Source organism: Parendozoicomonas callyspongiae (assembly GCF_023502345.1).
GTDB lineage: Bacteria > Pseudomonadota > Gammaproteobacteria > Pseudomonadales > Endozoicomonadaceae > Sansalvadorimonas > Sansalvadorimonas callyspongiae.
Genome location: NZ_JAMFLX010000005.1, coordinates 133,558 through 158,914, shown reverse-complemented (window position 1 = coordinate 158,914; position 25,357 = coordinate 133,558). Strand labels below are relative to the sequence as shown.

Annotated in this window: 19 protein-coding genes and 1 pseudogene; 9 read left to right on the top strand and 11 right to left on the bottom strand. The window is 46.2% G+C overall.

The annotated features are described in order from the left end of the window. Positions 1-29 precede the first annotated feature (29 nt). Positions 30-203 (bottom strand): annotated as a pseudogene (locus tag M3P05_RS05505) (ISKra4 family transposase); the annotation flags it as partial. Positions 204-876: 673 nt separating this feature from the next. Between M3P05_RS05505 and M3P05_RS05500 the strand changes: the two are divergent. From M3P05_RS05500 to M3P05_RS05490, 3 genes are all read left to right on the top strand, one after another. Continuing rightward, positions 877-1,338 carry a hypothetical protein gene (locus tag M3P05_RS05500; protein WP_249698407.1) on the top strand — a complete coding sequence of 154 codons (462 nt, stop codon included), beginning with the start codon at positions 877-879 and terminating at the stop codon, positions 1,336-1,338. After that, positions 1,325-1,567, top strand: a complete 243-nt coding sequence (locus M3P05_RS05495) for a hypothetical protein (protein ID WP_249698406.1) — start codon at positions 1,325-1,327, stop codon at positions 1,565-1,567. The genes M3P05_RS05500 and M3P05_RS05495 overlap by 14 nt, the downstream gene beginning before the upstream one ends. A gap of 924 nt (positions 1,568-2,491) precedes the next feature. After that, complete coding sequence (locus M3P05_RS05490) at positions 2,492-11,386, top strand: LamG domain-containing protein (protein WP_249698405.1); 8,895 nt, start codon at positions 2,492-2,494, stop codon at positions 11,384-11,386. Positions 11,387-11,424: 38 nt separating this feature from the next. Here the strand turns inward: M3P05_RS05490 and M3P05_RS05485 are convergent, their stop codons facing one another. After that, the gene (locus M3P05_RS05485; RefSeq protein WP_249698403.1) at positions 11,425-12,108 is read right to left on the bottom strand and encodes a helix-turn-helix domain-containing protein; all 684 of its coding nucleotides are present in this window, start codon (positions 12,106-12,108) and stop codon (positions 11,425-11,427) included. Positions 12,109-12,326: 218 nt separating this feature from the next. Between M3P05_RS05485 and M3P05_RS05480 the strand changes: the two genes are divergently transcribed. Together M3P05_RS05480 and M3P05_RS05475 are read left to right on the top strand one after the other, a co-directional pair. Continuing rightward, entirely contained in the window at positions 12,327-13,562 is a 1,236-nt protein-coding gene (locus tag M3P05_RS05480; protein WP_249698402.1) for a hypothetical protein, read from the top strand. A 103-nt stretch (positions 13,563-13,665) separates the two neighbouring features. Then, the gene (locus M3P05_RS05475) at positions 13,666-13,818 is read left to right on the top strand and encodes a hypothetical protein (RefSeq protein WP_249698400.1); all 153 of its coding nucleotides are present in this window, start codon (positions 13,666-13,668) and stop codon (positions 13,816-13,818) included. Positions 13,819-14,069: 251 nt separating this feature from the next. On the opposite strand, the gene M3P05_RS05470 is transcribed toward M3P05_RS05475, so the two are convergent. The 5 genes from M3P05_RS05470 to M3P05_RS05450 form a co-directional block, all read right to left on the bottom strand. Then, positions 14,070-14,342, bottom strand: a complete 273-nt coding sequence (locus M3P05_RS05470) for a hypothetical protein (protein WP_332842000.1) — start codon at positions 14,340-14,342, stop codon at positions 14,070-14,072. After that, positions 14,339-14,581, bottom strand: coding sequence for a hypothetical protein (locus M3P05_RS05465; protein ID WP_249698397.1), 243 nt, complete (start codon positions 14,579-14,581; stop codon positions 14,339-14,341). Before M3P05_RS05465 ends, M3P05_RS05470 begins: the two co-directional genes overlap by 4 nt. A 130-nt stretch (positions 14,582-14,711) precedes the next feature. Further along, the gene (locus M3P05_RS05460; protein ID WP_249698396.1) at positions 14,712-15,461 is read right to left on the bottom strand and encodes a TSUP family transporter; all 750 of its coding nucleotides are present in this window, start codon (positions 15,459-15,461) and stop codon (positions 14,712-14,714) included. A gap of 125 nt (positions 15,462-15,586) precedes the next feature. Then, positions 15,587-16,696 carry a hypothetical protein gene (locus M3P05_RS05455; RefSeq protein WP_249698395.1) on the bottom strand — a complete coding sequence of 370 codons (1,110 nt, stop codon included), beginning with the start codon at positions 16,694-16,696 and terminating at the stop codon, positions 15,587-15,589. Between the two features lie 44 nt (positions 16,697-16,740). After that, on the bottom strand, positions 16,741-17,208 hold the full coding sequence (locus tag M3P05_RS05450) for an acyl-CoA thioesterase (RefSeq protein WP_249698394.1): 468 nt from the start codon (positions 17,206-17,208) through the stop codon (positions 16,741-16,743). Positions 17,209-17,340: 132 nt separating this feature from the next. Between M3P05_RS05450 and M3P05_RS05445 the strand changes: the two genes are divergently transcribed. From M3P05_RS05445 to M3P05_RS05435, 3 genes are all read left to right on the top strand, one after another. Further along, entirely contained in the window at positions 17,341-17,886 is a 546-nt protein-coding gene (locus tag M3P05_RS05445; RefSeq protein ID WP_249698393.1) for a DUF2058 domain-containing protein, read from the top strand. Positions 17,887-18,137: 251 nt separating this feature from the next. After that, positions 18,138-19,523: a PP2C family serine/threonine-protein phosphatase gene (locus M3P05_RS21075; protein ID WP_249698392.1), complete on the top strand. Its 1,386-nt coding sequence runs from the start codon at positions 18,138-18,140 to the stop codon at positions 19,521-19,523. A 167-nt stretch (positions 19,524-19,690) separates the two neighbouring features. Continuing rightward, on the top strand, positions 19,691-20,188 hold the full coding sequence (locus M3P05_RS05435) for a peroxiredoxin (RefSeq protein WP_249698391.1): 498 nt from the start codon (positions 19,691-19,693) through the stop codon (positions 20,186-20,188). On the opposite strand, the gene M3P05_RS05430 is transcribed toward M3P05_RS05435, so the two are convergent. From M3P05_RS05430 to M3P05_RS05415, 4 genes are read right to left on the bottom strand one after another with little or no spacing between them, the layout of a single operon-like run. Further along, positions 20,189-20,653: a CesT family type III secretion system chaperone gene (locus M3P05_RS05430; protein WP_249698390.1), complete on the bottom strand. Its 465-nt coding sequence runs from the start codon at positions 20,651-20,653 to the stop codon at positions 20,189-20,191. Positions 20,654-20,671: 18 nt separating this feature from the next. Next, positions 20,672-22,318, bottom strand: coding sequence for a hypothetical protein (locus tag M3P05_RS05425; RefSeq protein ID WP_249698389.1), 1,647 nt, complete (start codon positions 22,316-22,318; stop codon positions 20,672-20,674). Further along, positions 22,315-22,833: a hypothetical protein gene (locus tag M3P05_RS05420; RefSeq protein ID WP_249698387.1), complete on the bottom strand. Its 519-nt coding sequence runs from the start codon at positions 22,831-22,833 to the stop codon at positions 22,315-22,317. The genes M3P05_RS05425 and M3P05_RS05420 overlap by 4 nt, the downstream gene beginning before the upstream one ends. After that, positions 22,830-23,357: a hypothetical protein gene (locus M3P05_RS05415; RefSeq protein WP_249698386.1), complete on the bottom strand. Its 528-nt coding sequence runs from the start codon at positions 23,355-23,357 to the stop codon at positions 22,830-22,832. The genes M3P05_RS05420 and M3P05_RS05415 overlap by 4 nt, the downstream gene beginning before the upstream one ends. Positions 23,358-23,965: 608 nt before the next feature. Between M3P05_RS05415 and M3P05_RS05410 the strand changes: the two genes are divergently transcribed. After that, positions 23,966-25,330, top strand: a complete 1,365-nt coding sequence (locus tag M3P05_RS05410) for an ABC transporter substrate-binding protein (RefSeq protein ID WP_249698385.1) — start codon at positions 23,966-23,968, stop codon at positions 25,328-25,330. The last annotated feature ends 27 nt before the right edge of the window (positions 25,331-25,357 follow it).

Sequence of the window (25,357 nt, the reverse complement as noted above, 5' to 3'; positions counted from 1 at the left end):
ATACTATTTAGTGCCTGTCCGAAAACTCCCCAATCGCCGCTGGAGTTGGCTGACCTCAGTTTGAGAATGACCTCCGCACCCTGCAAAATCCAACGTGCCCCTGTGATATCCATACGGTCATTGATCAAGTGACGGCAGGCTCCTTCGATCACTCCGCTGGCAATTGGAAATCCTTCTGACAAGGCTTTGTCGTAGCATAAGCGTGATCTGTTTTTTTAGACAACCAGAAGAAGGAAATGAAAATTGCCAGTGGAGTGATGAACCGCTTCACTGGCCTTGGTATGCCGGATAGTTTCCGAACACACTGAAAATCCGTCAAAAGACCTGATGGGGTAGCGTTGCAAAAAAGCCCTGCAAGTAGCCATGTGTGAGAAGCCCTTTCGTCACCTCAACGTGATGAAAAAGGTATTTCCATGATAAAAACGAGCAATCACCACTTTAAGATCATTTGTATGTCAGGCGGCTACGAGATTGAATGTTTTAATAAGAATACATAGAAAATTATTATCTATAAACAAAAACCATTATGACTTTATAGAAAGACAAAAGAGAAATAAATGATAATTATCTGATAATTAATTGCGAAAAAAAGATAATTAAATGATAACTTAATCTTATAATTTAATGTCTAGAACAAAGTCTTTTATTGCTGTTTTTTGTTTTAATGTTTTTATTGAAATTAATAAGTTATCCACTAACCTTCCACTCATCAATATCAATTGATATTCAAATTTCAATAGTTTAAGGCTCTACTGTACACATATTATAAGCATTTATAAAATCAGACTACTTGGCATGCTTATTTGTGTCAGTAGAGCCTTTTTAAATATGTTCGTAGCTGCGACTGTTAGCAGCAACCTGAAAAAGGAAGTAACAATGGTCAACAAAGAAGAAGAGGAAGGTCGCCAATGCCAAATAATGATTAGAGGAGCATTTGAAAAATATAATCTTCCAGCCAGTGAGTCGGCCATTCAGCTTCTTTGCATGATAGCTGCGCACGAATCAGGTGGATTTCGTTACAATAAGCAGGTTAACGGATCGGCGCTTTCAATATTTCAGGTAGAGCCACCCTCCTATCATGAGGTTGTCGCCTATGGCTGTTCAAAGGGATACTTAAACAACCAGGATAATTTATCAGAACAAAGGCTACTGTTTGATCCAACTTACGCAGCGGCCATAGCAAGAATATTCTTTCTAAGATTTGTTGAGCCAATACCTGATAAAGGTGATATTGAAGGGTTGGCAAAATATGCCAAGCATTACTGGAACACAAATAGAGGAAAGGCCACATGTTTAATGTATGAAAATGCCTGGAATATTTACTATGGCCCAAAATAATGAGTTCAACATCGGTCATCTCATGACGTTTATTGCATTAATTGGTTCCGTCGTTTTATGGGGCTTTGAAATAGAAAGGAGAATAACAAAAAACGGTAATCAGATTGAGTCACTGAAAGATATTATTAATTTGGAGAGAGAGGAATATCATAGAATTATGTTTGATATAAGGCAGGATCTTGAACAAATCGAAGATCGCATTTTAATTAATATACCACAGAAGAAATAGCTTTACCCACTTTCACTAACAATCAACAAAGAGGTACTTTAGATTAAATAATCGTTATCATTGATGAATAAAAGCCCAACCCTAGAAAAGATCCAACAACAGGTATGTAATTAATCATACCACTTTATTCTATTGTTAAAATACGGTAAATCAGAAATGAGTACTAATCAGTCCGCACGTTTTATTTTGTTTGAAAATTCCGTCAATAATGGCATTGTTAAATCAGTATGCGACAACTATCAAATAGAACTAAATAATAGCGCCAAACAATATGCTCCAACGACTAATGGTGTAAGTGATCGCGCATTTTTACCATGGAAAAAACCTCAATTAATGATTTACACCCAACTTAAATTTAAAAGCACGGACCATGACAGCCTTAACAATTTAGGTCGCGATGGTTTTTCATTTGGTGCCTGGGTTAATATTGATTATTATGGAGGTGGTTCACTGAGTCAGACAATAGAGATGATTTCCGGGGCTGAAGAAGATGCTAATCACCAGAAAAGATACATACGATCTCATAACAGCCCTGACGTAAATAGTCTTTCATTATGGGACGTAGACAATTCAACAACTATTTCTCAAAACAAATCGTTAACACTAAAAAAGAGAGGTTGGTTTTACTTTTCATACGTATTTGATATAAAGAACAACAAATTAATAAAGTACATTGATACTGTAAAAGTGTTTGATGTCTCTTTTGATTTCGGTCTGACTCCTGATGCATTCGGCTTTTATTCACATTCACTCTATGCACTCCTGACAGATTTCACGTTAGACTTCCACCCAATAAGCAGAGAAGAAGTCATAGACCGTTATAACGCCTCACACATACCGCATAATATACCAAAGCTATCGTTTGATTTTGAAAGTAGAAAAATTAACAAAAGAAACAATGAAGTTGTTTCCGTCGCCGATTCAGTGTCAGGAGGCCTGTCTTCCGTAAATGGTTTTTCACATCACACTGAAACAAACTTTGGAATTCCCTTCAACTATCTTGAATCAAAGAATGGCACAGACAGCTTTGTAAATATAAATAAAGAAGAGTATTTTTTTAATGCCAAGAATTCCCACCTGACACTCTGTGCCTGGGTCAAGTTACCAGCCGGATTTGGAGCCCCCTCTGAAAACGATGGCAGTGAAGAGAGGGTGCTGATCAGCTATGGCGATATTATAAGACTATCGGTGAATTCAGCCTATGGAAACCGCTCGGCCACAAAAGGCAACCTGACCTTTGTGGTTTCAAAAAATTCTGAGCGCGTGGTCTCTAAAGTAAGAACCGTATCCGATGGCAGCCATGTGATTGATGATGATAACTGGCATTTTGTTGCCGGTGTGTATGATAAGGATCGCGATGCCGCCAAAATCTATATCGATGGTAAACGAGTAAAAACAACCACAACGGCTCTATCAGGTTCTCTTGTCCGGAACAATTACCGGACTGGATGCATTGGTTCGATGTCAAATTATAACAACGAGTACCTGCATGCCCGCCCAACCACTAACGCAGCATCCGATAATTTCAATGGTTCTATCGGGCCGGTTCATCTCTTCCCTGAGCTGAAAACCCAGTCTGAACTTCAGGATATGATGGAAGCACGGCCTAACAGCCTGACACCGGAAAACCGTTATCTTGCGATCTATCCGTTCGATAAGGTCAGTGAAAATAATGTCATTGATGATTCCGGAAATAATATTCATGCACAGCTGGACGGCTTCACAAGAAACACCGAGTATTTCGGAGGGGAACGCTTCTCCTATATCAGGGGAAATGCCAGTAAGAGCTGCCGTTTATCCCTCCCGGATAATCTTTCCTTTGGCAGTGGGGATGGTAATCTTGAGAATTTCACCTTCAGTTGCTGGTTCCGGATTCCAGCAAATTCCGCCGGTAAACAGGTTATTTTCTCTGGCAGCAATAACTTTATGGAGGCCTGGGTTGAAAATTCTGGTTCTGACAGAGGTAAACTGATTGCCCGGATTCGGGATAATTCCACCTCATCTCATTCGATAGAGATGAAGAGCACAGGCAGTGTTGCTGACAATAGCTGGCACCTGCTGTCTCTCCGTGTTAATGCCACAAAGGGCAGCATTGGCCTGCTGATTGACGGAGCTCAAAACGCGGTTAAGGCTGTAGAGCCGTCTTTATACTTCGGGAAGAGCAATCAAACCAGCAGAATGGCAGTGGGCCAGAGAATCACACCAACGGATACCGGGCAGTTAACACATTTCGCAGGGGATATAGGTCTGGTCAGGCTGGAACAGCGCTTTATCAGTAATGATGAACATTCTGCCTATTACAGCGAATATGTCTCACCCTCTGGCCTGAAAGTCGACTTTTCACACCTGCAATCCACAAATAACCAGCTGAAGGGAGAGTATGGCACCACAGCAAATGCTGTGTTATCCAACGTCAGTGTGCAACCCAATGACAACAAGGCCCCGGTTCCCTATCTTAAGAAAAGCAGCGACAGCAGCCCCCATATCGCTCTGGATAATACTGTCAGTTTTGATGGTAATGGAGCCATAAAAAAGCTGTCACTGTGCATTTGGATCAACTGCCCTTCCTCATGCAACGATGCCGTTCTTATTTCCTTTGATAAAGGCAAGTACTTCGAACTGGCGATTACCAGTGCTGGCAAGGTCAGCTTTGTCACTGCAGCTGACAATGATACAACAAGTGACGTTCAATCATCCGTTCAGGTGAATGACGGTCAATGGCATTTTATTACAGCGGTATTTGATGGCGCTGATAATAAAAAATCTATCTATGTAGATAGTGCTCTGGATAGCCAACAAGCATCTGGTCATCCTGGCCATATCGGGCGCAGCGGAAAAAGGTATGGTTATATTGGCGCACCGTCTTCTTCTGCCACATATGGCTCTGTACCAGCCAACTCCCGGCTGGCTTTTGCCAAGGGTGTAAAAATAGGTCCGGTTCGCATGTTTTTGGATGCACTGGACGAAACCGCTGTCTGCCAGTATATGAATGAAGACAGCTGCAGCTTTACAAAACCACTGGAAAGAACCTTCTCTTTACCAGAACCATACGCCTTTAAACACGCCAAAATGGTGGAGCATAAAGGAAAACTGATTCTGTTCGGTATGGCTTCCGACCGCAGAATTTATTATGCCGTCTGCCAACCCAAGGTTGATGAGAACACCCGGGCAGAGGCAGAGCGTTCTGGAATACCAGTGACAGATGCGTCGTTCTGGCCATCAGAAGTACGGCAGCTGCAGTTTCCTACAGAGCTGCGTCAGGTCGGGTATTCTGTTTTAGATGACTACAGATTTGATACCAGTGGACTTAACCCCAGTGGCAGCGAGTCCACATATGCAGAAAATCTATTCAAAAAATCAACTGGCGATCTGTCTGCACCGGGTGCGCCCTTTGATGTTCTATCCGATGGTAACAATATCATACTGGCCAGGCAGTCAGCCTCCGATACTGATACGTACTCTGGCACTACCACCAAAATTGTTCCCCGGAGAAATGAACAACCTATCGTTAACAGCACACTGCTTATTGACCGTTTTATTGTCCAGGGCGATTTTCTGGTTACCCGGCTGGAGTCCCGCTACCAGCGAAGCGGCAATAAATACCGCGCTTTCAGTTCTGACGACAGTAAATCCGTCAAAGACCCCAATGGTAACTATTTTGTTGAACCAACCCACGAGTTGCCATTTATAAACGATCTGGACGACGAACAGTTTTCCGTCAATATTACACCGACATCAACCGGCAGCGACTGGCGCTGGACGATTCTTGCAACAGAGAGTGAACGTAAACTCCTCAGATACTTCAGCATTCCATCCAGCAGTGACGGGCTGTTTAACACTCAGGGAAAAACCTTTTATACCAGTGCCAACCCTATCTATCGTGATCGTGTTTTCCAGAGCCGCCCCGGAGTTGACCCTTATGAGAATAAGCCTTTGATTCCAACCCAGGGTAAACCGGGGACTGCCGGGTATGCCGTTTTACTTGCCGAGAACGCTTACCTGAAAGTTGATAATCCTTTTTATAAAACCACGCCAACTTCTCTCACAAACGGTCAACCCATCGACTTCAGTATTCTCTTTCGCTTCAGAGCCGGGAAGATTCCGGCCAGCACTGATGGAGTGGTCTGGCTAATGCATTCACATACTGATCATCATCAGTATATCTGGATTGATAATGCCAACAGCCTGCACGTCAGTGTATACGGCGTACACTACAAGGTCGAATCCATTCTTGGCGATTTAAACTGGCATCAGTATGCGATCTGCTTTAAAGAAGGGGTGATTACTGTCTATGTGGATGCTATTCCGAAAAGCACGTCCAACTACAGGGAAAACCCTCCCGCAAGACCTGCACTGGGCAGTTATTCCATTACCCGGAACACATTTGTGTTCGGTGGAGTTAAGTCTGCCGGCCTGATGGATGACCTGCAGATCTGGTCGCACAGCCTCAACAGTAACACCCTCAATGCCGTCACACAGATCGTGCCTAATACCACCGAACCAGGGCTTAAAGCCTGCTATGCCTTTAATGAAGGCTCCGGTTCTGAGGTGTTCGATTTATCAGGAGAAGGCAGAACGGCAACTCTACAGCCAGGCCAGGGAAGTAATGGCACAACACTGGATGTTGACCTGTTCTGGGTGAAATCCTCAGCCAAACAGCATGAGAGCACCGGCCTGGTCAAAAGGCTATATCAGCTGACGGATGCCGATGGGGTCAAATTCACTGATATTAAAGGGCTGGCTATTGAGCACTATCAGGGAGAACAGGTTGCCTCGGCCAGCGATACCGACCGGCACAGTATCATAGGCGACAAACGTCTTATGGTAACCGCCCAGGTTGAAAAATCGGGGGTCAATGATCTTGCCACTATTGATTTCTGTCTTGACCAAGACGGAACTCTGGCCAACACGACCACCCGATTGCCGTTGAAGAACATTAGTGACCCTGGCTCAATGAGCACCAGTGCGGTTGAACATATCCGTTACCTTGAGAAAGAGGTGGAAACCCATAAAGCTAATTATGATTCTGCCGCCGGCTATCTGGTGACCAACCGTTTCCTGACAAAGCTGGGTGACAATACCCCGCCCCCTGTCCCTTTAATGAATCTGTCGAAGAAATTCGAATACTCGTGTGACTTGGGGTACTCCTTCTCTGACTCAAACAGCAGCCTGAAAGCCTTGGTGGAAGGGAATTCAGCTTTGCTCACTGCTTACAACAGAGCCGCAGTTTACGATGGTAACACCCTGAAAAAGCCCCCCCTTGATACAACGGAGATAGCTCTTACAAACTCATACAGCACCAATTACCGCTACATCCTCGCAGGTGGCACGGCTCAAAGCTTTCCAGCAAACACGGTTGACTACTTTTCAGATACTGAGCTGGGTCACAAAAAGCTGGATGGGTATTGCCTCTTCCTGGATGCTATCGGTGAATTCGGCTGGTCGGGCCAACAGGCCCGGTTTATAGGCACCATAAACAATAACCCTGAAACCTATCTGTGGCCCAGTACAGTCTACCGGTATTCAGAATCCAGCCAGACTAAAAAAATCACGGTGGACCCGGCACTGTTTTTACTGGGTCTGATAATGGATCTCTACTTCATCTACGCCGAAGCGAATGACCGTCTTGAGACATTCACCAGCACTTACCAGAGCGGCAAAAACCTTCTGATGCCCATTGTCGGTATGGACCCAAAAGGGCTGACCGTGAAAGGTTCACTTCTCAATATCAAGGCCACTACACCTCCTTCTCTTATGCAAACCGGCTCGGGAGGCCTGAAACTCTTTTACAAGAACGGTAGCCATCGGTTTGAAAGCCTGTCCTATATGACCGATGCAGAACGGCCAATATTTATTCTGAGGGCAGGTAATAATGATGTCATGGCCGCCAGCGCTCCTACAACAGAGATTGAATATCAGAACACCAGAATCACCATCTCGGATCATGACAGTGACAAGTCACTGTGTAAGGTATTGCTGACCAATACCCAGCTTGGCCTCAGCGAAACCTGGAATAACGTCCCCAGAGCAGCCCAGAAATTTGCGACCGTTCTCAATGGTAAAGCTGCCAGACTCACCAGTGCCAGTAATCTGGCCCCCGACATTGTTGTCTACAACTACAGCTCAGTGACTTTGGAAAGTGGTGGTTTTCTTGGTGAGGGAAGCAGGCTGGTTAAGCTTGCTCAAAAATCCTCCAGGGGGGGTGATATCAAAAATGTTACTGACCTGGCTCCGACAAAATCGATTCTTAGTAACCGCTGGAGCGTGGGTACTCTTGACCGGGGCATTGAATTCAATGGCAGCAATTACCTGGAAGACAGTGCCACTGGAAAACTGCCATTTGATCAGCACAATGACCTTACGATAGAGGCTTGGTATAAGCCCTACGTCCATCCAGACTGGTATCAAACGGATGTGACTCCGAAACCTCACCCCCTGCTTTGCCTTGACGATGACGATGATGGGAATAAGCTTGAGCTGTCGCTGATAGCGGCAAACCAATCAGGCACTTCTCTCAAGGCTCGTCTGCAGAGATCAGGAAAAAGTTACCTGTCCGAAGATGCATTCCCTGCAGCTGTCATGCGGCATATTGCTGTTGTTGCACCGTCATCTACCGGCATACGTCTGACCGGGAATATGCCAGCCATAACATCAGCGCCCCCCAGTAACGCTCTGACCGTTAATGCATCATGTACTATAGCGCTTGACTTTTTGGTGGACACTGTTAACAGCACCAAATCGTTGTTGGAATGTCGTGACAACTTCAAGATTGCCATTGAGAATAATGGGAAAATGTCGTTTGAGTTTACCGACACTGATAACGATGATCATAAGGTGACACACGACACTTCTCTGGAAGCTGACAAAAAGTACAGAGTCGTTGTGGCCATCAACAAAGAAGCCAATATCAATTACTCAGATATGGGGGATATCTCCGGGTTTGTTCCTACCGGCTCAACCGTTACGGTGAATGATGAGGCCTATGTCGTCAACGGTGTGACCACCCCGCCTTCCAGCGGCGGCGATACTGGAAACTTCAAGGTGACCAGTAAAATTTATCTTTATTCTGTAGACAGTGGTGTGGAGAGAGCGCTGGGCTCAGTGAAATCAGGCACGTTTTATGTCGATGGTTTTCATTCCAGCTCAACCAACACACTGGAGTTCGGTATAGATACTGGCCTCACCAGAGAGATCAGCAGGCTGGTCATATGGGGGGCAGATCTGGCAGCAAGTACACATCTGGTTGATATTGATACAAGCAACTCTGATCTGGCCGCTTACTGGAAGTTTGACGAAAAGACAGGGAACCGGGCCTATGATGAAAAAACTCCAAGTAATGGACGTTACTTTAATGTTCCCCACACCTCCTGGAGTCTGGCTAATTCTTCCAACCAGCCAAAACTCTTTGTGGATGGAAAAGCCATCACACTCCTTAAGGAAAGCACTGCCCACGGCCATATATTCTCCGATAGCAGAAAAGTTATATTAGGAAGAACCAATGCCAGCTCAAACCCTCAATATGCTTATGGGCATTTGGGTGAGCTGAGGGTTTGGAAAAAAGCCAGGTCCCAGGTTGATATCATTCAATCCGCTTTCAGCGCTTCGCCTGGTGTACTGAATGACTTTGCCCTGTTGTATGACTTCAACCTCAGGGAGAAGAAAGCGTACAACCGGGCGGGTACAGGTTTTACATTGAGTGAGAACGGCACCAGTGATGCTTCAAACAGACTGTCCGTTGCCCCCATCAGTAATGAAGGAACACCTTATGTTTCCAATTACTTCCAGTCCCTGCCATCACCCTATCACACCCGTACCAGCGCATCTGAGCCAGTAACCTGCGGGTTTTATAATGCAGTCTATCTTGATGATGACAACAAAGTAGCGGGTGCTATGCGCAAGTCCGCTTATGCCTCGGTTGAACATGGTACCCTCAAAGTCTTTACCGGTGTGCCTGTAGCAGAGCTCTATACCGAGTGGCTGAGCCAGGGACAGACAGATCCTCAAATCATCGGTTACAGTGAAGGAGCACCTCCGGTTCCGGGAGAAAACCTGACTTCAACAGGTCTTATTCTGGGCGAAGCCGATTCCTATGGCGGATCCTCTTCAGTGAATATTTCCACCAGTGACAATGACCAGTACTCCTGGGGGCTGTCAAGATCTGATTCAGGCGGCGTTGGTTTATCAGTGGAAGGCGGCTATTTATTCGACTTTGACGCTAACGTAGAGGTAGCCCCCCTGGGATTCGGGGTTGAGTTCACAGGAGCCAAGGGAGAAGGAGGCATCACCGGGGGTATATCAACTTACTTTGGAGGAGGATTCAGTGCTCAGAAAGCACTCAGCAGCTCACTGACCAAGAGTCAGGTATTCAAGCAATCTCTTGGCGGCAAATGGGAACCGGAAAGAGCTGACGGGCGGTACTGGACTCCCCAGCGACGTTTTGTACCTAAAAACTACGGAACAGCCCTGGTGGAATCACTCACTGCCGATATTTATGGCTTGAGAGTGAGAGAAAACAAGGCTCTGGTGGGTATGTTTATGGTACCTAATGCCGACATTCCCAGAGATCGGAATATCATCACCTTCCCCATGAATCCCAACTATATCAAGCAGGGTACTCTGGACGGAAAACTTGGATTCACCACAGCGGATACCGGTTACAAACTGGTCAAAGATCCAGACTACCCGCAAAGCGGAAGCTATGGTGAATACAGTTACTATAAACCCTCTGAAACCTATGAACTGGTGAGAGAAGTTGATGACAAACAGGCGAAAATTGATGCCGAGTATGAAAGCTGGAACTCGGCAAAACTCAGAACCTTTGACTATTCACTTGGGTTGCCAGAAGCTCAGCAGAGTTCCGTTGTTGGATATGTGGACAGCTCAAACAGTGAAGAATCAGAGTACACACCGCCGAAACTTGTTCATGCCGTAGACATATACAGCAGGTACATCTGGACTGCCGATGGTGGTATGTATAATGAGACCAGTAATTACACTGAATCCATCAGTGAATCCTATAGTGGCAGCTTTAACTTCAAGTTTGGCATTAAAGCCGACTATAAATTAAAAGCACTCTTCGGTGGCGTTGGCTTTGGCATCGATATTGGAGCGACAGCCGATGCCAGCCTGACACTGTCCCGCAGTAAGTCAAAAACAGAGAGTGCCGGTTTCGGTCTTGCTGCAGAGGTAACGCCTGACCGAGATCTGCATTTGTATACAGTCAATGACGCTGAAAAGTCACAATTTGGTGCCAGCAAAGTGGGTGATGCGGCCTTCAGGAGTGTCAGAACCCTGGTCAATCCGGGTTATCCTGATACGAACTACACCATAGCTGCTCCCATACTGAGACCAGGTAAAGTAGATGCCTATCGAGGTTACACATTCTTCCTGCAACCATCTGAAGACTCATTTGAGCATCTCAGAAACCAGGTGATTGACCCCGCATGGCTGCTACAGAACGGTAGTCCTTCAGCCGTGGCTCTGCGCAATGTGTTAAAACCAGGAGTGCAGCTGGCAGACAATGAAAAGCAGAAGCCCTGGCGCCTGCTTCACAGGGTCACCTACGTCAGCCGTATCCTGCCTCCTTCATCAGGAACACCGGGTTCCAAAGACGTTATGAATAAAATTGGCGACAAGTTCACAAGCAATCATCAGCTGCTTGTACTGCTTGAGCCATACATCTACGAGCCCGATCTGACAACCGGCAAGCTGGAGTCAAAAGTCAGAAGTGCGGTAAGCGCCTACTTACCAGAGTTCAATGACAACGACAGCATTAACTACATCAACCAGTTGTTCCAGGAATACCTGAACATTTATTAATCACTTTTACCCTGAAATAAAAGGGTGTGATAGCAATATCACACCCTTTTATAGTGGCTGTAATCCCGCATCTGGTAGACAAGAACGCCAACTATTTTACAATTGCCCTCAATAGGCATCGGCGTGAAGCGCTTATCAATGGTATCCAGATACATGCCGGAGTTCGTTAAGGACAATATACCAAACAGGCATTTCAGCGGCTTAAAGTCTCGACCATATTCAAGAGTAAGAATGTAATGAGCCAACCCCTTTCGTTCATGGATAAAATCACTGTTATCGACACTATTGAAAATCAGAATATCGCCAGGTTGAAAGAGTGGCTCCATATCTGTATTCAGCAATTTGGTTGCAAATGAAGGGGTGGGCATCTTTGAGGTCGACGGGAAGTCTATCCACTCAATGGAGTCAAGGATTGTTTTTTTATCTTTCACCCAGCCACCCACCTGAGAAGGTGAGTTGAGAAAAGGAACTTTCTTGATAACTCGTAAGTTATCACCATAAAGTAAATATTGAGGAGTTGTGTTTAAAGCCGTAGCTATCTTTTCAATGGTAACCTGCTTTGGCATGTGCATGCCACGCAGTGCCTGGTTCAGAGACCCTGCAGAAACCCCAGAATGGTAAGCAAGATCCTGGCACGTTTGTATCCCTTTTTTCAGCATCAGGTCTTTAACCCTTGTGATCCATTCTGATGAACTGTCTTGACCTTCATTTTTTAAGAACATTATCCGAATTCTCCAACATGCAGAGACGAGTGAGCATTAGCAATGATATAAAACTTGTTTCTGGGCAGTATTTTTATTGCATTATGAATAGGCCAATAATAAAGATAATTGTAATAATTTATTGCTATAAAAAAAGAATCACAAATCCTTGATATTTAGATTTCGAATTCTAAAATTATACGACATTAGATCTTTATTTTGTTTGGAGTCTATACAGTGTGCTGGAGCTAAAAAGAAGCCAAACAGGAATAAGTAACCTGTTAATTGATTTCATATACTCTGCCACCTTTCTTTCAAACCTTTATCAACACGGACAGCGTCCAATTATTATGCAAGATTTCAATCCATCACAGCCCTTTATGGAAGAGCTTAACCCGGAAGACTTTCCTGGTCTGATAAAACAATATTTGATGCACCATCAACCGGACACCTCTTATGATACCGCGGTGGTTGGCACGATTTTTATTTTTATATTTTCCTGCCTTATTGATATGTGTGTATGCCTGAGGCCACAAGGAAAAAAAATACATCTAAATATCTGCTTATTGTATCTATTAGCGAGAAAAGATGATAGTGACCTAATATTTTCACACCTTGTTCTACTTAGCAAAATGCATGAAATAGGGAAACTGAAGGCAAACTTCGATATTCATTTCAAATTCCGAAGCCAATTGATAAAAGATACACCTGATTTGCCAGAACAGAAATTCATGGATTACTTCAAACCATTCCACACTAAAGTTTCTGCCCCAAAAAAATTAATAGTAGCATCATGCAGTGATTTATTTATCAATGATCTATTTGAGTGTTTTAATGGCGAATATTCTAATTACCCACCCCTGTCTTTTAATCTTAGTAAATACTCCGGGTCAGTTAAAAAATTAAAACCTGAAATACAGGATTACTTTATTGATTGTCTGTGCAATCTGGCTGATTTCATAATATCCAAAAGCAATCTATCATGTGATGGAGTTTATTATACCGATATGACATTTATAGATTACACAACCAGTCCAGATAAAATCTTTGCTAATTCACAATTCCACCTTTGCAATAATGAGTCAGATATTAATATTATAAGGATTGCATCCTACCTGGCCCTCATTGATTTCAGGGATTTTGTTTCTGAGAAAGATATTATTCTTGCTAAAACTCTCTACCAGGTAAGCTGCTGCTCAGGTCAAAAAACACCACGCCAAAAAACAAACCATTCCAGTGATTCGGGAATTTCCCCTGCCGATGTGTTTGATGCAGTAAAAACAATATGTAAAGAAAAGGGTTGTTGCACGACAAGGGATATATATCAATTTTTCTACGGTCACATAAAACAAGAAGATCTGCATCATGCTCTCGAATTGCTTTCGATAAAAAAACTTGGTTTAATTGAAAAAAAGATCAAAAAAAGTGGTAAAGGAAGGCCCGCTACACTATACAGTGCTACCTTATTTAATTAATGCAAACTATAAACACAAGATGAACAGAAAAAACCCTTATATGACTGGCAAAATAACGACCAGATTAAAATCGGTTAGTACATTTCTTCGGGCAAGAAGTATAATGCTAATGCACTGCAATAAGGAAATTATCATAGAAGAGTATGACACTGTCAGGCAATACATGATTGATACTGATCTATTTCTTCATTCTGTTCTTGAGGACTATTTAAATAATTCAAAGGCAATGATTGAAGATGAACTTCGGGACTACTGACATTCAATATACATATTGATCATGAGTCCGTGAGTTCAGCCTGAAAAACGGGTTTGAATTCCAGATGCGGTAAGAGCAGTGGGGTAGAACATCCACTACTCAGGATTTTACCTGCCAGTTGCGTTTTGGTGAAAATAAAAATCGAACAATCTTTCACTATACTCTATGCGCCGATAGCTGGCCTTTATTTTGCCGGCCATACCCTCAACAAAAAACAACGCTAAGGAACCGTCTAAAAATAACTTCCCTGCTTATCCAACAGCATCAGGAATGGCAACATAGTTCCATTTAGGAAGCAGGTCGTCGAACTGAATGACCATCATCTCTTTAAAATCTGCTGCATACTTGCGTCCCGCTTTGTAAAGCTTGTCGATGACCCTGATCTTCACTCTGAGCCTTGTCGCTGTGTCTGTTTTTTTCCATGTAGTGGTCCATTTTACATTTTCCCGCATGGGATCACCCGCCGTGTGGGTGCGTAAAACAGTATGGAGATTCTCTATGAGTTGCGGGTAGACCTCCGTCACAGGTTTACGACCGGCCCCTTTTTTCGCTGCGGGGCAACGATGATTTCTTCTGAATCCAGCTCTGTCATTCCCTTGTGAATCGTTTTTTGATCACAGTTCAGCACTTGCGATACATAACCAATACCACCATGGCCAAGTTTTAGAGCTTCAACTGCAGCATAAAGACGGCGTTCTCTTTCGTTGAGGGCTTGATAAAAAGCTCTCATGCGCTTTTTTACCTTTGAGGGATAAGTGACCATAACAGCCTCCAATGTAATGGTTACTAGGTATTACTCATTACACCGGAGGGGCTAGTCGGGAAGTTATTTTTAGATAGTTCCTAAGTATCAAGTGAACGTGCAGCTACTCCTGCGGAATAGCTGCTTTACATTAAAAAAAACAAAATAAGCCAAAACTCTCCCAAAGAAGCTTCGCCGACATAACCAGACAAATCACCACAATCATCGGTCGAATCAGCTGCTGCCCTTTGGTCATAACCATTTTGGAACCAATCCGGGCACCAATAAACTGGCCAGCCATCATCACCAGCCCTAAAGGAACAATGACATGCCCGCCTGCCAGGAAGAATCCCAGAGAGGAGATATTACTGGTGAAGTTCAGCACTTTGGTATGGGCTGTTGCCACTGGCAGTGAATGTCCAAGCAGAACCACGCAGAACATGGCAAAGAAGGAACCTGTTCCGGGGCCGAAGAAACCATCATAAAAACCAACGCCGAAACCGGCGGTCAGGGCAAATGTTGTCAGGGTGACTCGCTGGTTTCCACCATCCAGCCGTTTGGACAGCAGAAAATAGACTGCAATCCCGATCAGCAGAAAGGGTATCAGTGCAGTCAGTACCTCGGCATGAATCTGCTGAACCAGAATGGCACCGGCTGCACTGCCAAGGAAGGTGCAGACGATGGGAAACCACATCTCCCTCAGGTTCACCGCTCCTGCCCGCACAAAGTAGAGGCTGGCGCTGAAACTGCCACCGCAGGCCTGCAGCTTATTGGTGGCCAGTGTCTGCAGAGGAGGAATACCCATTGAGAGCATGGCGGGTATGGTAATCAAACCGCCGCCACCGGCCATGGCATCAATACAGCCGGCAATACCGCCGACAAAAAACAGAATGACTAGCATCTCTGGCGACAGGAACTCCATTGCCCACCTTTAAATTGGAAAGTCGAATTGAATAGAAAAATGCAGGGCGCCATATTAGTGGCTGGTGAGCCTGGCCGCCCTCTATTTTTTGCAGAATGTGTTAATTACTGAGTAAGGATGGCAACTGAGAGGTTTTCGCCTTTCAGGCTGATAATGGAAATATGCCTGTCAGTCTCGGACAGAAAATCCATGTTCTGCCCCTGATAGAGTCTGTTCAGGTAGCTGGCTGGGTCGATGGGTTCCTGATCACGGTATTGCCTGCTGTCGATTCGATACCACTGGCCAGTACGATCTCTTCTAAAGGTGACATAGTGGCTGTTCAGCCCACTCATCAGGATAAAGCGGTCAGCCTTTATCTCATTCAGCTGGCTCAGCAGCTTATCGCTGTAGTGGTCATGGTAGAGCTCGATATCACCGGGTTTGGGCATGGGCTGGTCAATAGGTGCATGGTGGCACGCTGTTCTCATACGTTTAAGAAGATCAGCATCCGCAATGGGATCACTATTGGCCGGGTGATTCAGGGCAGAGCCACCGAAGAAGGCGTTGGCGGCATAGGTTCCGCAGCCCGTGGAGTCCGGGTCGGGCTGTAACTCCATAAAGAAGGGAGGAACCCCACCAGTAGAAAAGGAGCGCAGAGCTGTATAGTCAATATCTTCTTTAGGTTGAGCAGCTGAATGGATCTGTTCGGCAATCATCTCGGCAGCCTGCATAAATGTCGCAGAATCTTGAAACTCGCTCCCCAGCTTGTTGATCCGACTCAACAGTGCCTGCAGATGTATAACGGCAAATGTTCTTTTGCCTGCTTCAATACAGGGGCGGGTGAACTCTTCCACCTGTGCTTTGATGGCTTCAAGCGCTGCTGGATCATGTTGATTTTGCAGTATCAGTGGATCGACGGATTTCAGGTCTTGATCCAGACAGGCAACAATATAAGCAGGGTCATCTTCGATATCTCTGACCAGTGTCTGCATGTCATCCACTGAAGCAGGGTTAATACTGTGACTGGCCAGCCGGCTTCCCGATACATGTGGCAGTGTCTGGATAAATGTTCTCAGGTGGCCTCTTAAACGCTCAATATTATGACCAAATGCCTGGGTGGGAGTGTGGAAACGAAACTCACCATTTTCACTTTCGCCAATAGCGAGTTTCTCACCTGTATCCTGAAGTGATTTGTTTAACCAGGTTTGAAACCGCTGGAAATAGGGCAGATCCATCTGCGAAATTCCTGTTGTTGGTTTACCTCATTAATCATAGAGGGTTATGGCTTGGCTGCTGCAACTCCGGCCTCGTAAGCATCACTCATAAACCCGGGCATTTTTTTTGGTTTGCCGCTGGACAGGGCGATACAGACATAATCTTTTTCCGCCCGTAAAAGAGTTTTGCCATCGGATATCCGGATAATCTGAAACTGACGTCTGGCCCTCAGCTTGTCATGCTCAGTTATCCAGGTGGCGACTTTAATCAGATCACCGGCATGTGCCGCCGCCAGGTATTTGACCCGTGTTTCCACCGTGGCCATGGCGACATCATGCTGCTTCCAGGTATACCAGGGCGCGCCCAGCTGGGTGATATGCTGCCAGCTGACATCTTCCAGCCAGTTCAGGTACTCGACATTATTGATATGCCCGAGCCGGTCTTCATGTTCACCGGCACAGGAGATTTTCAGGATAAACGGGTTGGGAAGATCCCAGGATAGGTTTTGACTCATTGCTGCTTGGGTGGTCATGCCGGTACACCAGAAAGAAGTCCTGCCAGACTCTCATGTTAGAGAAACAGGCGGTTTTGGTACATGGTTAAATTTGGCACGAAAGGTATAATGCAGCCTGTTTTTTAATTACCAGATGCCTCTGCCTGAGTTATGAGCAAGTCATTACGAGACCAGTTACTGGGTGCCGGTATTGCCAGCAAGAAGCAGCACCAGCAAGCCCGTACACAAAAGAAAAAGCAAAAGAAACAGGGCGTTGACCCCCAGGTTGAGCAGCGTCGTCGCCTGGAAGAGGAGAAGCGCAAGCAGGTTGAGCGTGATAAGGCCCTGAACCAGCAGCGTGAAGCCGAGCGTAAAGAGAAAGAGAAGCTGGCCCAGATTCGCCAGATTGTGACCACCAACAAGGTTGAGCGCAAAGACGGCGAAAGCACCTACAGTTTTGTTGATAACAAGAAGATCAAGAAGTGGTACCTGGATGACAAGCAGATCGACGAGCTGAGCAAAGGTCGCCTGTCGCTGGTTCGGCTGGAAGAGGAGGATTATGTGCTGATCTCCGGTAAAGTGGCTGAAAAGCTGGCTGAGCGTCTGGGAGAGGAAGCTGATCAATTCCTGCTGGTGAATAACAAAGGCAAGCAGGAAGAGATTGATGAAGATGATCCTTATGCGGATTACCAGATTCCAGATGATCTGATGTGGTAATTGCCAGATACTGTGATTTAAGAAAGCCTGCACTGATCTGCGGGCTTTTCTTTTTAGGGGAAATCAAAACATTTCTTGCAAACTGATAAGTCAGGATACTGGGTTTTACTGGATGGCAAAGGCTGCTGTGATGTCGGTTTCAGTTTAACGCGTGTTATAAGAGCAGGCTTTAACAAGGGTGTTATCTTTTGTCTGTAATACCCCCGCAGGAAACTGTCTAAAGCAGTACTTAATCCGGAAGGGAATTGAAAGTGTATCCAGAACCAGTTTCAACAACACCTCCAAGTATTGCAGGCAATTCACCCAAGCCTTCACTTGAATGTACTGAGGAGGATAAAGGCACGAAACAGGTTGTTGAGGAAGTGCCGCCAACAGTGTCCATTCAGTCTGATGAGCCGTTATTACCACCCGAGCCGGTTATCTATCCAGGCATGTCAATCAATATGAAGACAGTTTCCCTGGCGGATATTCAGAAGGAAGGCCCAAGATATGTTGACTGGATACGGGTGCCGACCACCTTTGCCACTTCTGATCCTATTACGCCAGAGTTATTGGATCACCTTGATTATCAGGTTGTAGGTTCTGATGAAAAAGTCAGGGATAAATTAAGACGTGCCAGTGAAAGTGCCAGCTCTGAATCAAGAATTGTCAAAGCCACTGTCCAGGAATGTTTTAATCGAAAATGTGAGAAAAAACTGGATGACTTATTAGACCGTTCTGAGGGTTTGACCACGGCAAGTATATCCGGCCCCTGGGGAGGATGCTTTGTACTGCAGAATAGTAAAGGGCATATGACGCAGGATGAATTTACAATTGGTGGGATTGCTGAAAAAAAGAAAGAAGAAGATACGGTACCTCCCAATATTGGCCTTTTTGATGGCCATGGTTTGCAGGGGGAGATGGTTGCCAAAATGGCCTCTTTACTATTGGTCAACCAGATTCAACAGAGAATGAAAACTTACTCCGATGGGGTGGGCAATACAGATACGGTTATCTGGAATGCCCACAAGAATGGATTTACAGATTCCGACAGACTGGTAAGTCATTTTAAAATCGGAGGTAGCACAGCAACGCTTTCATCTTTCTATGGGCAGGATTTATGGACAGCCCAGGCCGGAGACTCTCACCAGCTATTGATTAAGCCGGACGGAACTTATAAAGGTCTGACGGAACAGGCCTCCCCGGGAAAAATCAAATATCTCAAGCAAATTGAAAGACGTGGCGGGCGGCTGAATTCAACCAAAAGACGAATTAAAAACCCTGATGCTAAAACCCTGGCAATGGCTAAGTCTATTGGTGACCATAACTATCAGGGCTGTTCCAATCCCAGGCCCCAAATTGTTGTAACCAGGAAACCTGACGGAGGCTGGAATAATCACTATCTGTTGCTGGGAAGTGATGGTTTCTGGAAAGTAACCAGTGATAAGGGGGCCTGTGCTGCTCTGAAAAAGCTTCATCAGAAAAAATATTCTGCCAGCAAAATAACCAGAATATTGGCCTTGGTTGCAAGAGCTTCCGGTTCCCATGATGATATTTCTGTTGCGCTGGTAGATTTAAATTATCTGGCAACAGGCAAAAAATCAGTTCCGGCAGATTCACCATCCACCTCTTCTGGCTGTATCCAAACGAAGGAGTAGCTCTTGATATAGTTCTTCATCCCGCTCTTCATCCTGCTCTTCATCCAGTTGTGGAAAGAAAAAAGCCCGCCGGAAATAAAGTAATCTGGATTCTGACATCATCTGTTGCCAGCAGAACCTATAGTATTAAGACAAACATCTGCACTCGTTCGAAAAAGGATTTTTCTATGAGCATCCAGGCTGGTAATCAACTCCCCGATTTCAGCTTGTTTGAATATGATGATCAGGAAGGTGTGGTTGAGAAGCGTCTCTCTGATCTGGCCTGGAAAAAGAAAGTAATCGTTGTTGGTGTTCCTGGTGCCTATACCCCGGTCTGCAGTGGTGATCATCTGCCCAGTTATATTCAACACTATCAGGATTTTATTGATCTTGGTATTGATGAAATCTGGTGCATCGCTGTTAACGATGTATTTGTGCTGAATGCATGGGCCAAAGAGATTGGCACTGAAGGCAGCATCCGTATGCTGAGTGATGGTTCTGCTGAGTTTGTCCGGGCAATGAATGTAGCCCTTGATTTAACCAGCCGGGGAATGGGTGTGCGATCAGACCGCTATGCCATGGTGGTTGATAATGGTGTTGTGACCGAGTTTCTGCGTGAGGAGCCAGGTCAGTTTCAGACTACTGATGCCGCGACACTATTGAACAGATTGACTAAGGAGCGATAGCTAAGGAACGATAGCCCGCAACATATTGTCCATACCCTGATCCAGCTGTTTCTGGGCCTTGTGATCATCTTCAAGAGCGAGCGCAGGGTGAATCTGCTCCGCAATATCAAGCAGGTTGCTGATCATATTATCTACCAGTTCTGCAGATGAGCTTTCCGCTGTTACCCGATACGCCAGAATAATTCTTTCGCCAACACTGTCCCAACCCAGAACTGCGCCACGGGTTTCAAGGGCGTAGGCATTGAGCTGCATGGCGGTTTCAAGCCGTTTGCGTCGAATCTCTCCGGTGCCCAGAGGCGTGATTTCAACAACAAGAAACAGATCATCGCTGTAGGCAGGAGCTTCCACTGAAACGGGGTAGATATCGTTAAAGATAAAGGAGCAGACACGGCCTTCCTTATCGAGTGCATCCTTATCAAGGCCTGCATGTGTCATCCATGCTTTCAGCAGTTCTATAGGTGCCATAACGTTTTTCCTTTCTTTTTATACGGTATAGCGCATCCGTTGGAATTGATGGAAGTTCCACTGGAACGGTGTTTCCGGAATCTGCACCTGAATATGGAATGACTGCGGTCCTGCTGGTGGCGGTACCATAAGACTGTAGCCGTAATAAATGGTCTGTTGCTGGGGAACAAGTTGCTGGATCTTGTTGGAAACATATGTTGCCGCCCGTTCCAGTTTACCGGCCAGCCACTGGCTGCCTGCTTTGATTCGTTTCCCCAGGGCTGAGAGGCCGGAAACATGCAGCAGGGTCTTGCCGGTCTGTTTCAGCATCAGTCCTTTGAATTTCACCTTGTCGGTATAGATCACTTCCCTGAGTTTTTTTATCGCTTCTTTCTCTGGTGCAAGCTGAAGCTTTTTGATTGTGTTATCTGTGACACCAAAGTCCCGCAGAAATTTGACCGCAGATGACAGGTCCTGCCCCTGTCCTGTCCGCAGTCGTTTCAGAAATGCTTTCTCAGCAACTCCGATATTCTCTCTGGCCAGGGATTTCAGAGGGCGGCCGGAGGCAATCAGCTCCTGGCTTTTTTCCCTGACCTTGGCAAGTTTGCGATTATGAATCGCATCAAAAGCCAGGGTGCCAATACCCGCTGCCGTTCCAATAATCCCGGAAGCAATAAATGCCGCAGGGGCTCCTGCCCCTGATGCCAGCAGGCCGATATCCACCCCGGCGGCAATGGCGCTGGTGCCTGTGCTGATCAGGTGTTTGCGGGCATGGGTTGTACGCTCTTTCTTGATATGTCCCGACAGAGCCTTCAGCAACGGGTCATCTGTTTGCTCCGTGGCTTTTGCCAGATTATTCAAGGCAATGATCTGTTTGCCACTCTTGACGGCAGAACTCAGGGTGGCGATTGAGTTGGCACCAAGGGACAGGCCGGGCAGGAATCGTCCTACGGAGGCTCCCGCCTGTCCGGCAATGGTGGCGGCAGAGGTTGCGATACTGAAACCATTGCCGGTCAGGCTCTTGATTCTGTCCAGGTGTGAGACCGCAATCTGCTTTTTATTACGGCTCAGGTCGGAGCCTTTGTAGTCTGTCAGGTGTTCCAGCTTTTTGAGTTTCTCCGGGTCATTCTTGCCATTGAATGTCCGGCTCTCGGCATCGTATTCCTTAAGAAGTTGCTGGGCTTCCTTGCGCTTCCCCTGGGCGGCGATATCACGGACAGCCCGGTACAGGCCGGTACCGGTAGTTTTGGCAAATGTCAGGGTTTGCGTCACCAGGGATAAACTTTGCAGGGCGGTAAATGAGTTGGCAAAAGCCCCACTGTTCAGGGTGCTGGTAGAGCCTTTGCCGATTTTATCACCGGTGACTGCCGCTTTCTGGGCAAAGAGGGCGGCAGACTGGAGTTTGCCGACCACCGTGCGCGCCTGGCCGGCAACAGCAATGGCTTTGTCTTTCTTACTGCTGGCTTTATCGAAGTGGAACTGCTCGGAGCCAAAAACAATACTGCCTGCCAGTTTTTTCCCTGCTGTTAGAGAACTGCTGAGAGAATGTCCCTGCTGACGTTCGGGAATAACTGAAGCGGTTGGGGTGTAGTGACGGGAGGTTGTTCTTGGTTGGCCCTGGGAAGGAAGCTGGGACAGTGTCCCGGTATGCCCTCTATGGACACCCGGGCCAATCCGGGTATTCACGCCTGCTGATCAGTAGGCTGATTAGATTGCGATGGTTTTTGCAGGGCCTGCAGAGCGTGCTCCATGGCCTGCTGGAAATTAAGGTCTCCGCTGGCCAGCTGTACGGCGGGTACACAGACTGACTCGGCAACATGGCGGAACAGGATAATGGTTTCGTCAATCAGGTCGGCAATCGTGTTGCGGTTACCCCTCACAATCAGGCGCAGAGCCAGCTGATCCGGCAGTGAGATAATATCGACCGGGGACAGTGCTGCAGCCAGGGCTGATGCCATGATAGGCACTTCGTCATGGGGCTTGATCGCAATCGGAGTCATCATGATCAGGGTCAGATCATCGTCCCTGGGCTCTATGCAGATCAGCTGGGTGTAGATATTTTCGGCGATCTGGAACAGCCAGCTCTGCATCATGCCCATATCCTCCTGTTCCTGGGGATTGGCCTGACGCATATTAAGATGATCAACAATCACTTTCTTGCTGGCTTCGGAGACCGGCGGTGTAGTCTGGGCTTGGTTCATTTCTGCAGGGCTCCGTAGTAACTGGTGGCTACATAGTCAGCCATCTGCCTGGCTTCTCCCGGTGCAGGCACTTTCTGGATAATCTCACTGACCGTCTTCTGCAGCAGTGGTATCAGCATATTGGCGGCTTCCAGCATGGGTAGTGTCACCGGCTGATATTCATGACTGACAATCTGACTCTGGCGTACAACCATCTGCTGCCCCTGTATATCCATAAGAAGAGCCAGGGGACTGAGCAGCCCGGTACTTTGCTGGAGAAAAGCACAGAAAGCGGGCAGAAAATCATCCCGCATGGGCTGAAGTGGGAAAGTGGCATCCACAATCAGGTTCATGGTTTTCTGCGGATTGATACCGGGGGTCATCAAGCCAGTCAGGTTGACCTTCTGCTTCTGAAAGGTCTCAAAGCTGGTTTTCAGGGCGATGCCGTGGGGTAATTTGGATGCCTTGATATTTTCGAGGCCGAATGCAGACCACTCTTTCTTCAGGTTGCGGGCTGCAGGCTTGAGAAGCGTTTCGAGTTCCAAGGTATCTGGCTCCTTCCAGAACCAGCAGTACTGAAATCTGCTGGCTTATTCCATCATAAAACGGTGATTTCGTTTTTTATTCAGTATGGATGAATTCCAGATAATTGCAGGGAATCATTGCCCTGGTGCCTGACGAGGGGGGATGCGCTTTCGGGACAGTCTCGAATTTGAGAGGTATTAGCTGCAAAATACTCCCCAGACCTGTAAAGCTCTTTGGTTAGTGTTGTCTAAATGAGTGCATTTCTGTTTGCAGGAGGCATATTTAAGGGAGTGCCTGATTAATGGTGGAGAATATAAAATGGAACTAATTAGTACACATAATCTTGTAGATTGATGATTTTTCTTAAGCGATTCGTATGAAAGCATATTGATAACGTAAAAGGATGGTATCTAATTTGCGATTGTTGAAATATCAAGTGGCATAAATCAGGCACTGAAATAGTCATTTAATAATTTTGATGTTCGAAAATGAAAAAAAACACAACTAAAAATTGCTTTAAATCATTTTCAGAAAAACTCTTAATTGCACGAAGTTATTGTTCTAGGTATGGTGATTGCGGGCAGTACATATAATCTGTTCGGATTATCCTTTGCAGGAGATAAGAATAATGACAAGATCACTACCCAAGCTGCGCATAGCTGCTGCGGCTGCTGCTGTTGCTTTGAGCCTGGGGGCTGGTTCTGCCGCCGCCAAGGATGTAAATATTAAGGTATGGGCCGGGGGAACCAATGAAGCCGATTCTTATCGGATGGAAAATATTGAAATTGCCGCTGAAATTCTTGAGCGTGAATTAGCTCTTCAGGGCAAGGATATTGATATTAAGGTTGAAGGCAAAAGGGACTTTGGTAAATGGAAGGAATTCAAGCAGGCGGTTCAACTGGCTGCGGAATCCGGAGATGCACCAAATATCGTAGTGACCAGTCACCTTGATATTGCGCCATGGTCAAAGGCCGGTTTGATTGTACCGGTTGAAGATTATGTTGATATGGATGCCTGGCCAATTAATTCCATTTATCCCAACCTGATGGAAATCGCCAGTTATAACGGTGTGACCTTTGGTCTTCCCCAGGATGCGGAATCCCGTCCCTTCTTCTTCTGGAAGGATACCCTGAAGAAAATTGGTTATAGCGATGCTCAGATTGAAGCACTGCCTGAAAAGGTAGAGAACAAGGAATACAAGCTCACTGACGTTCTTGCTGATGCCAAGAAAGCTGTTGATATGGGGCTGGTAGAGAAAGGCTATGGTTTCTACCCCCGTCCTTCCAATGGTCCTGACTATGCCCAGTTCTATCAGTCCTTCGGTGGCAAGATGCTGGATAAGGACACTGGCAAGCTGATCCTGGACAAGAAGTCCATGACCGAGTTTTACCAGTTCTTTATTGATGCCGTTGAAGCGGGTGTCACCCGTAAGAACCATCTCGGCACTGACTGGGGACAGTGGTACAGCGAAGTGGCAACCGGCAAGGCTGCACTCTGGCACGGTGGCACCTGGCACTATGCACGCTACACCGCTAAGGAAGGTCTGGATGATTTCTTTGGTAAGGTTCAGTTCTCCCTGATTCCTGCCGGTGATGAAGATGGTCGTCCCAACACCATTACCCAGCCTCTGGTTTACCTGGTCACCAAGCAGAATAGTGAAGAAGATATGGAAATCGCGGCCGAGCTGGTCAAAATTGCCTCTTCTCCACGCCTGAATACGCTGCACGCTATCAAGTCCGCTCACCTGGGTATCTCTCCCGAACAAGGCAATATTGCGCTTTATGCCAATGACCGCTGGGCTTCAGAAGCAACTGAGCGTCTGCTGGTACATGCCAACGCTCAACCCAACCATACCGCTTTCGGTCAGTTCAACCAGATTATGTTCAAGGGCCTGGAAACAGCCTGGACCGGAACAAAGTCTGCTGAAGATGCGGTTGCAGAAGTTGAAGAAGAGATGAAGGCAGCACTGGGCAATATGCTTATCGTGCGCTGATTCTCCTTTCCCAGTAGGTGCAGCCCT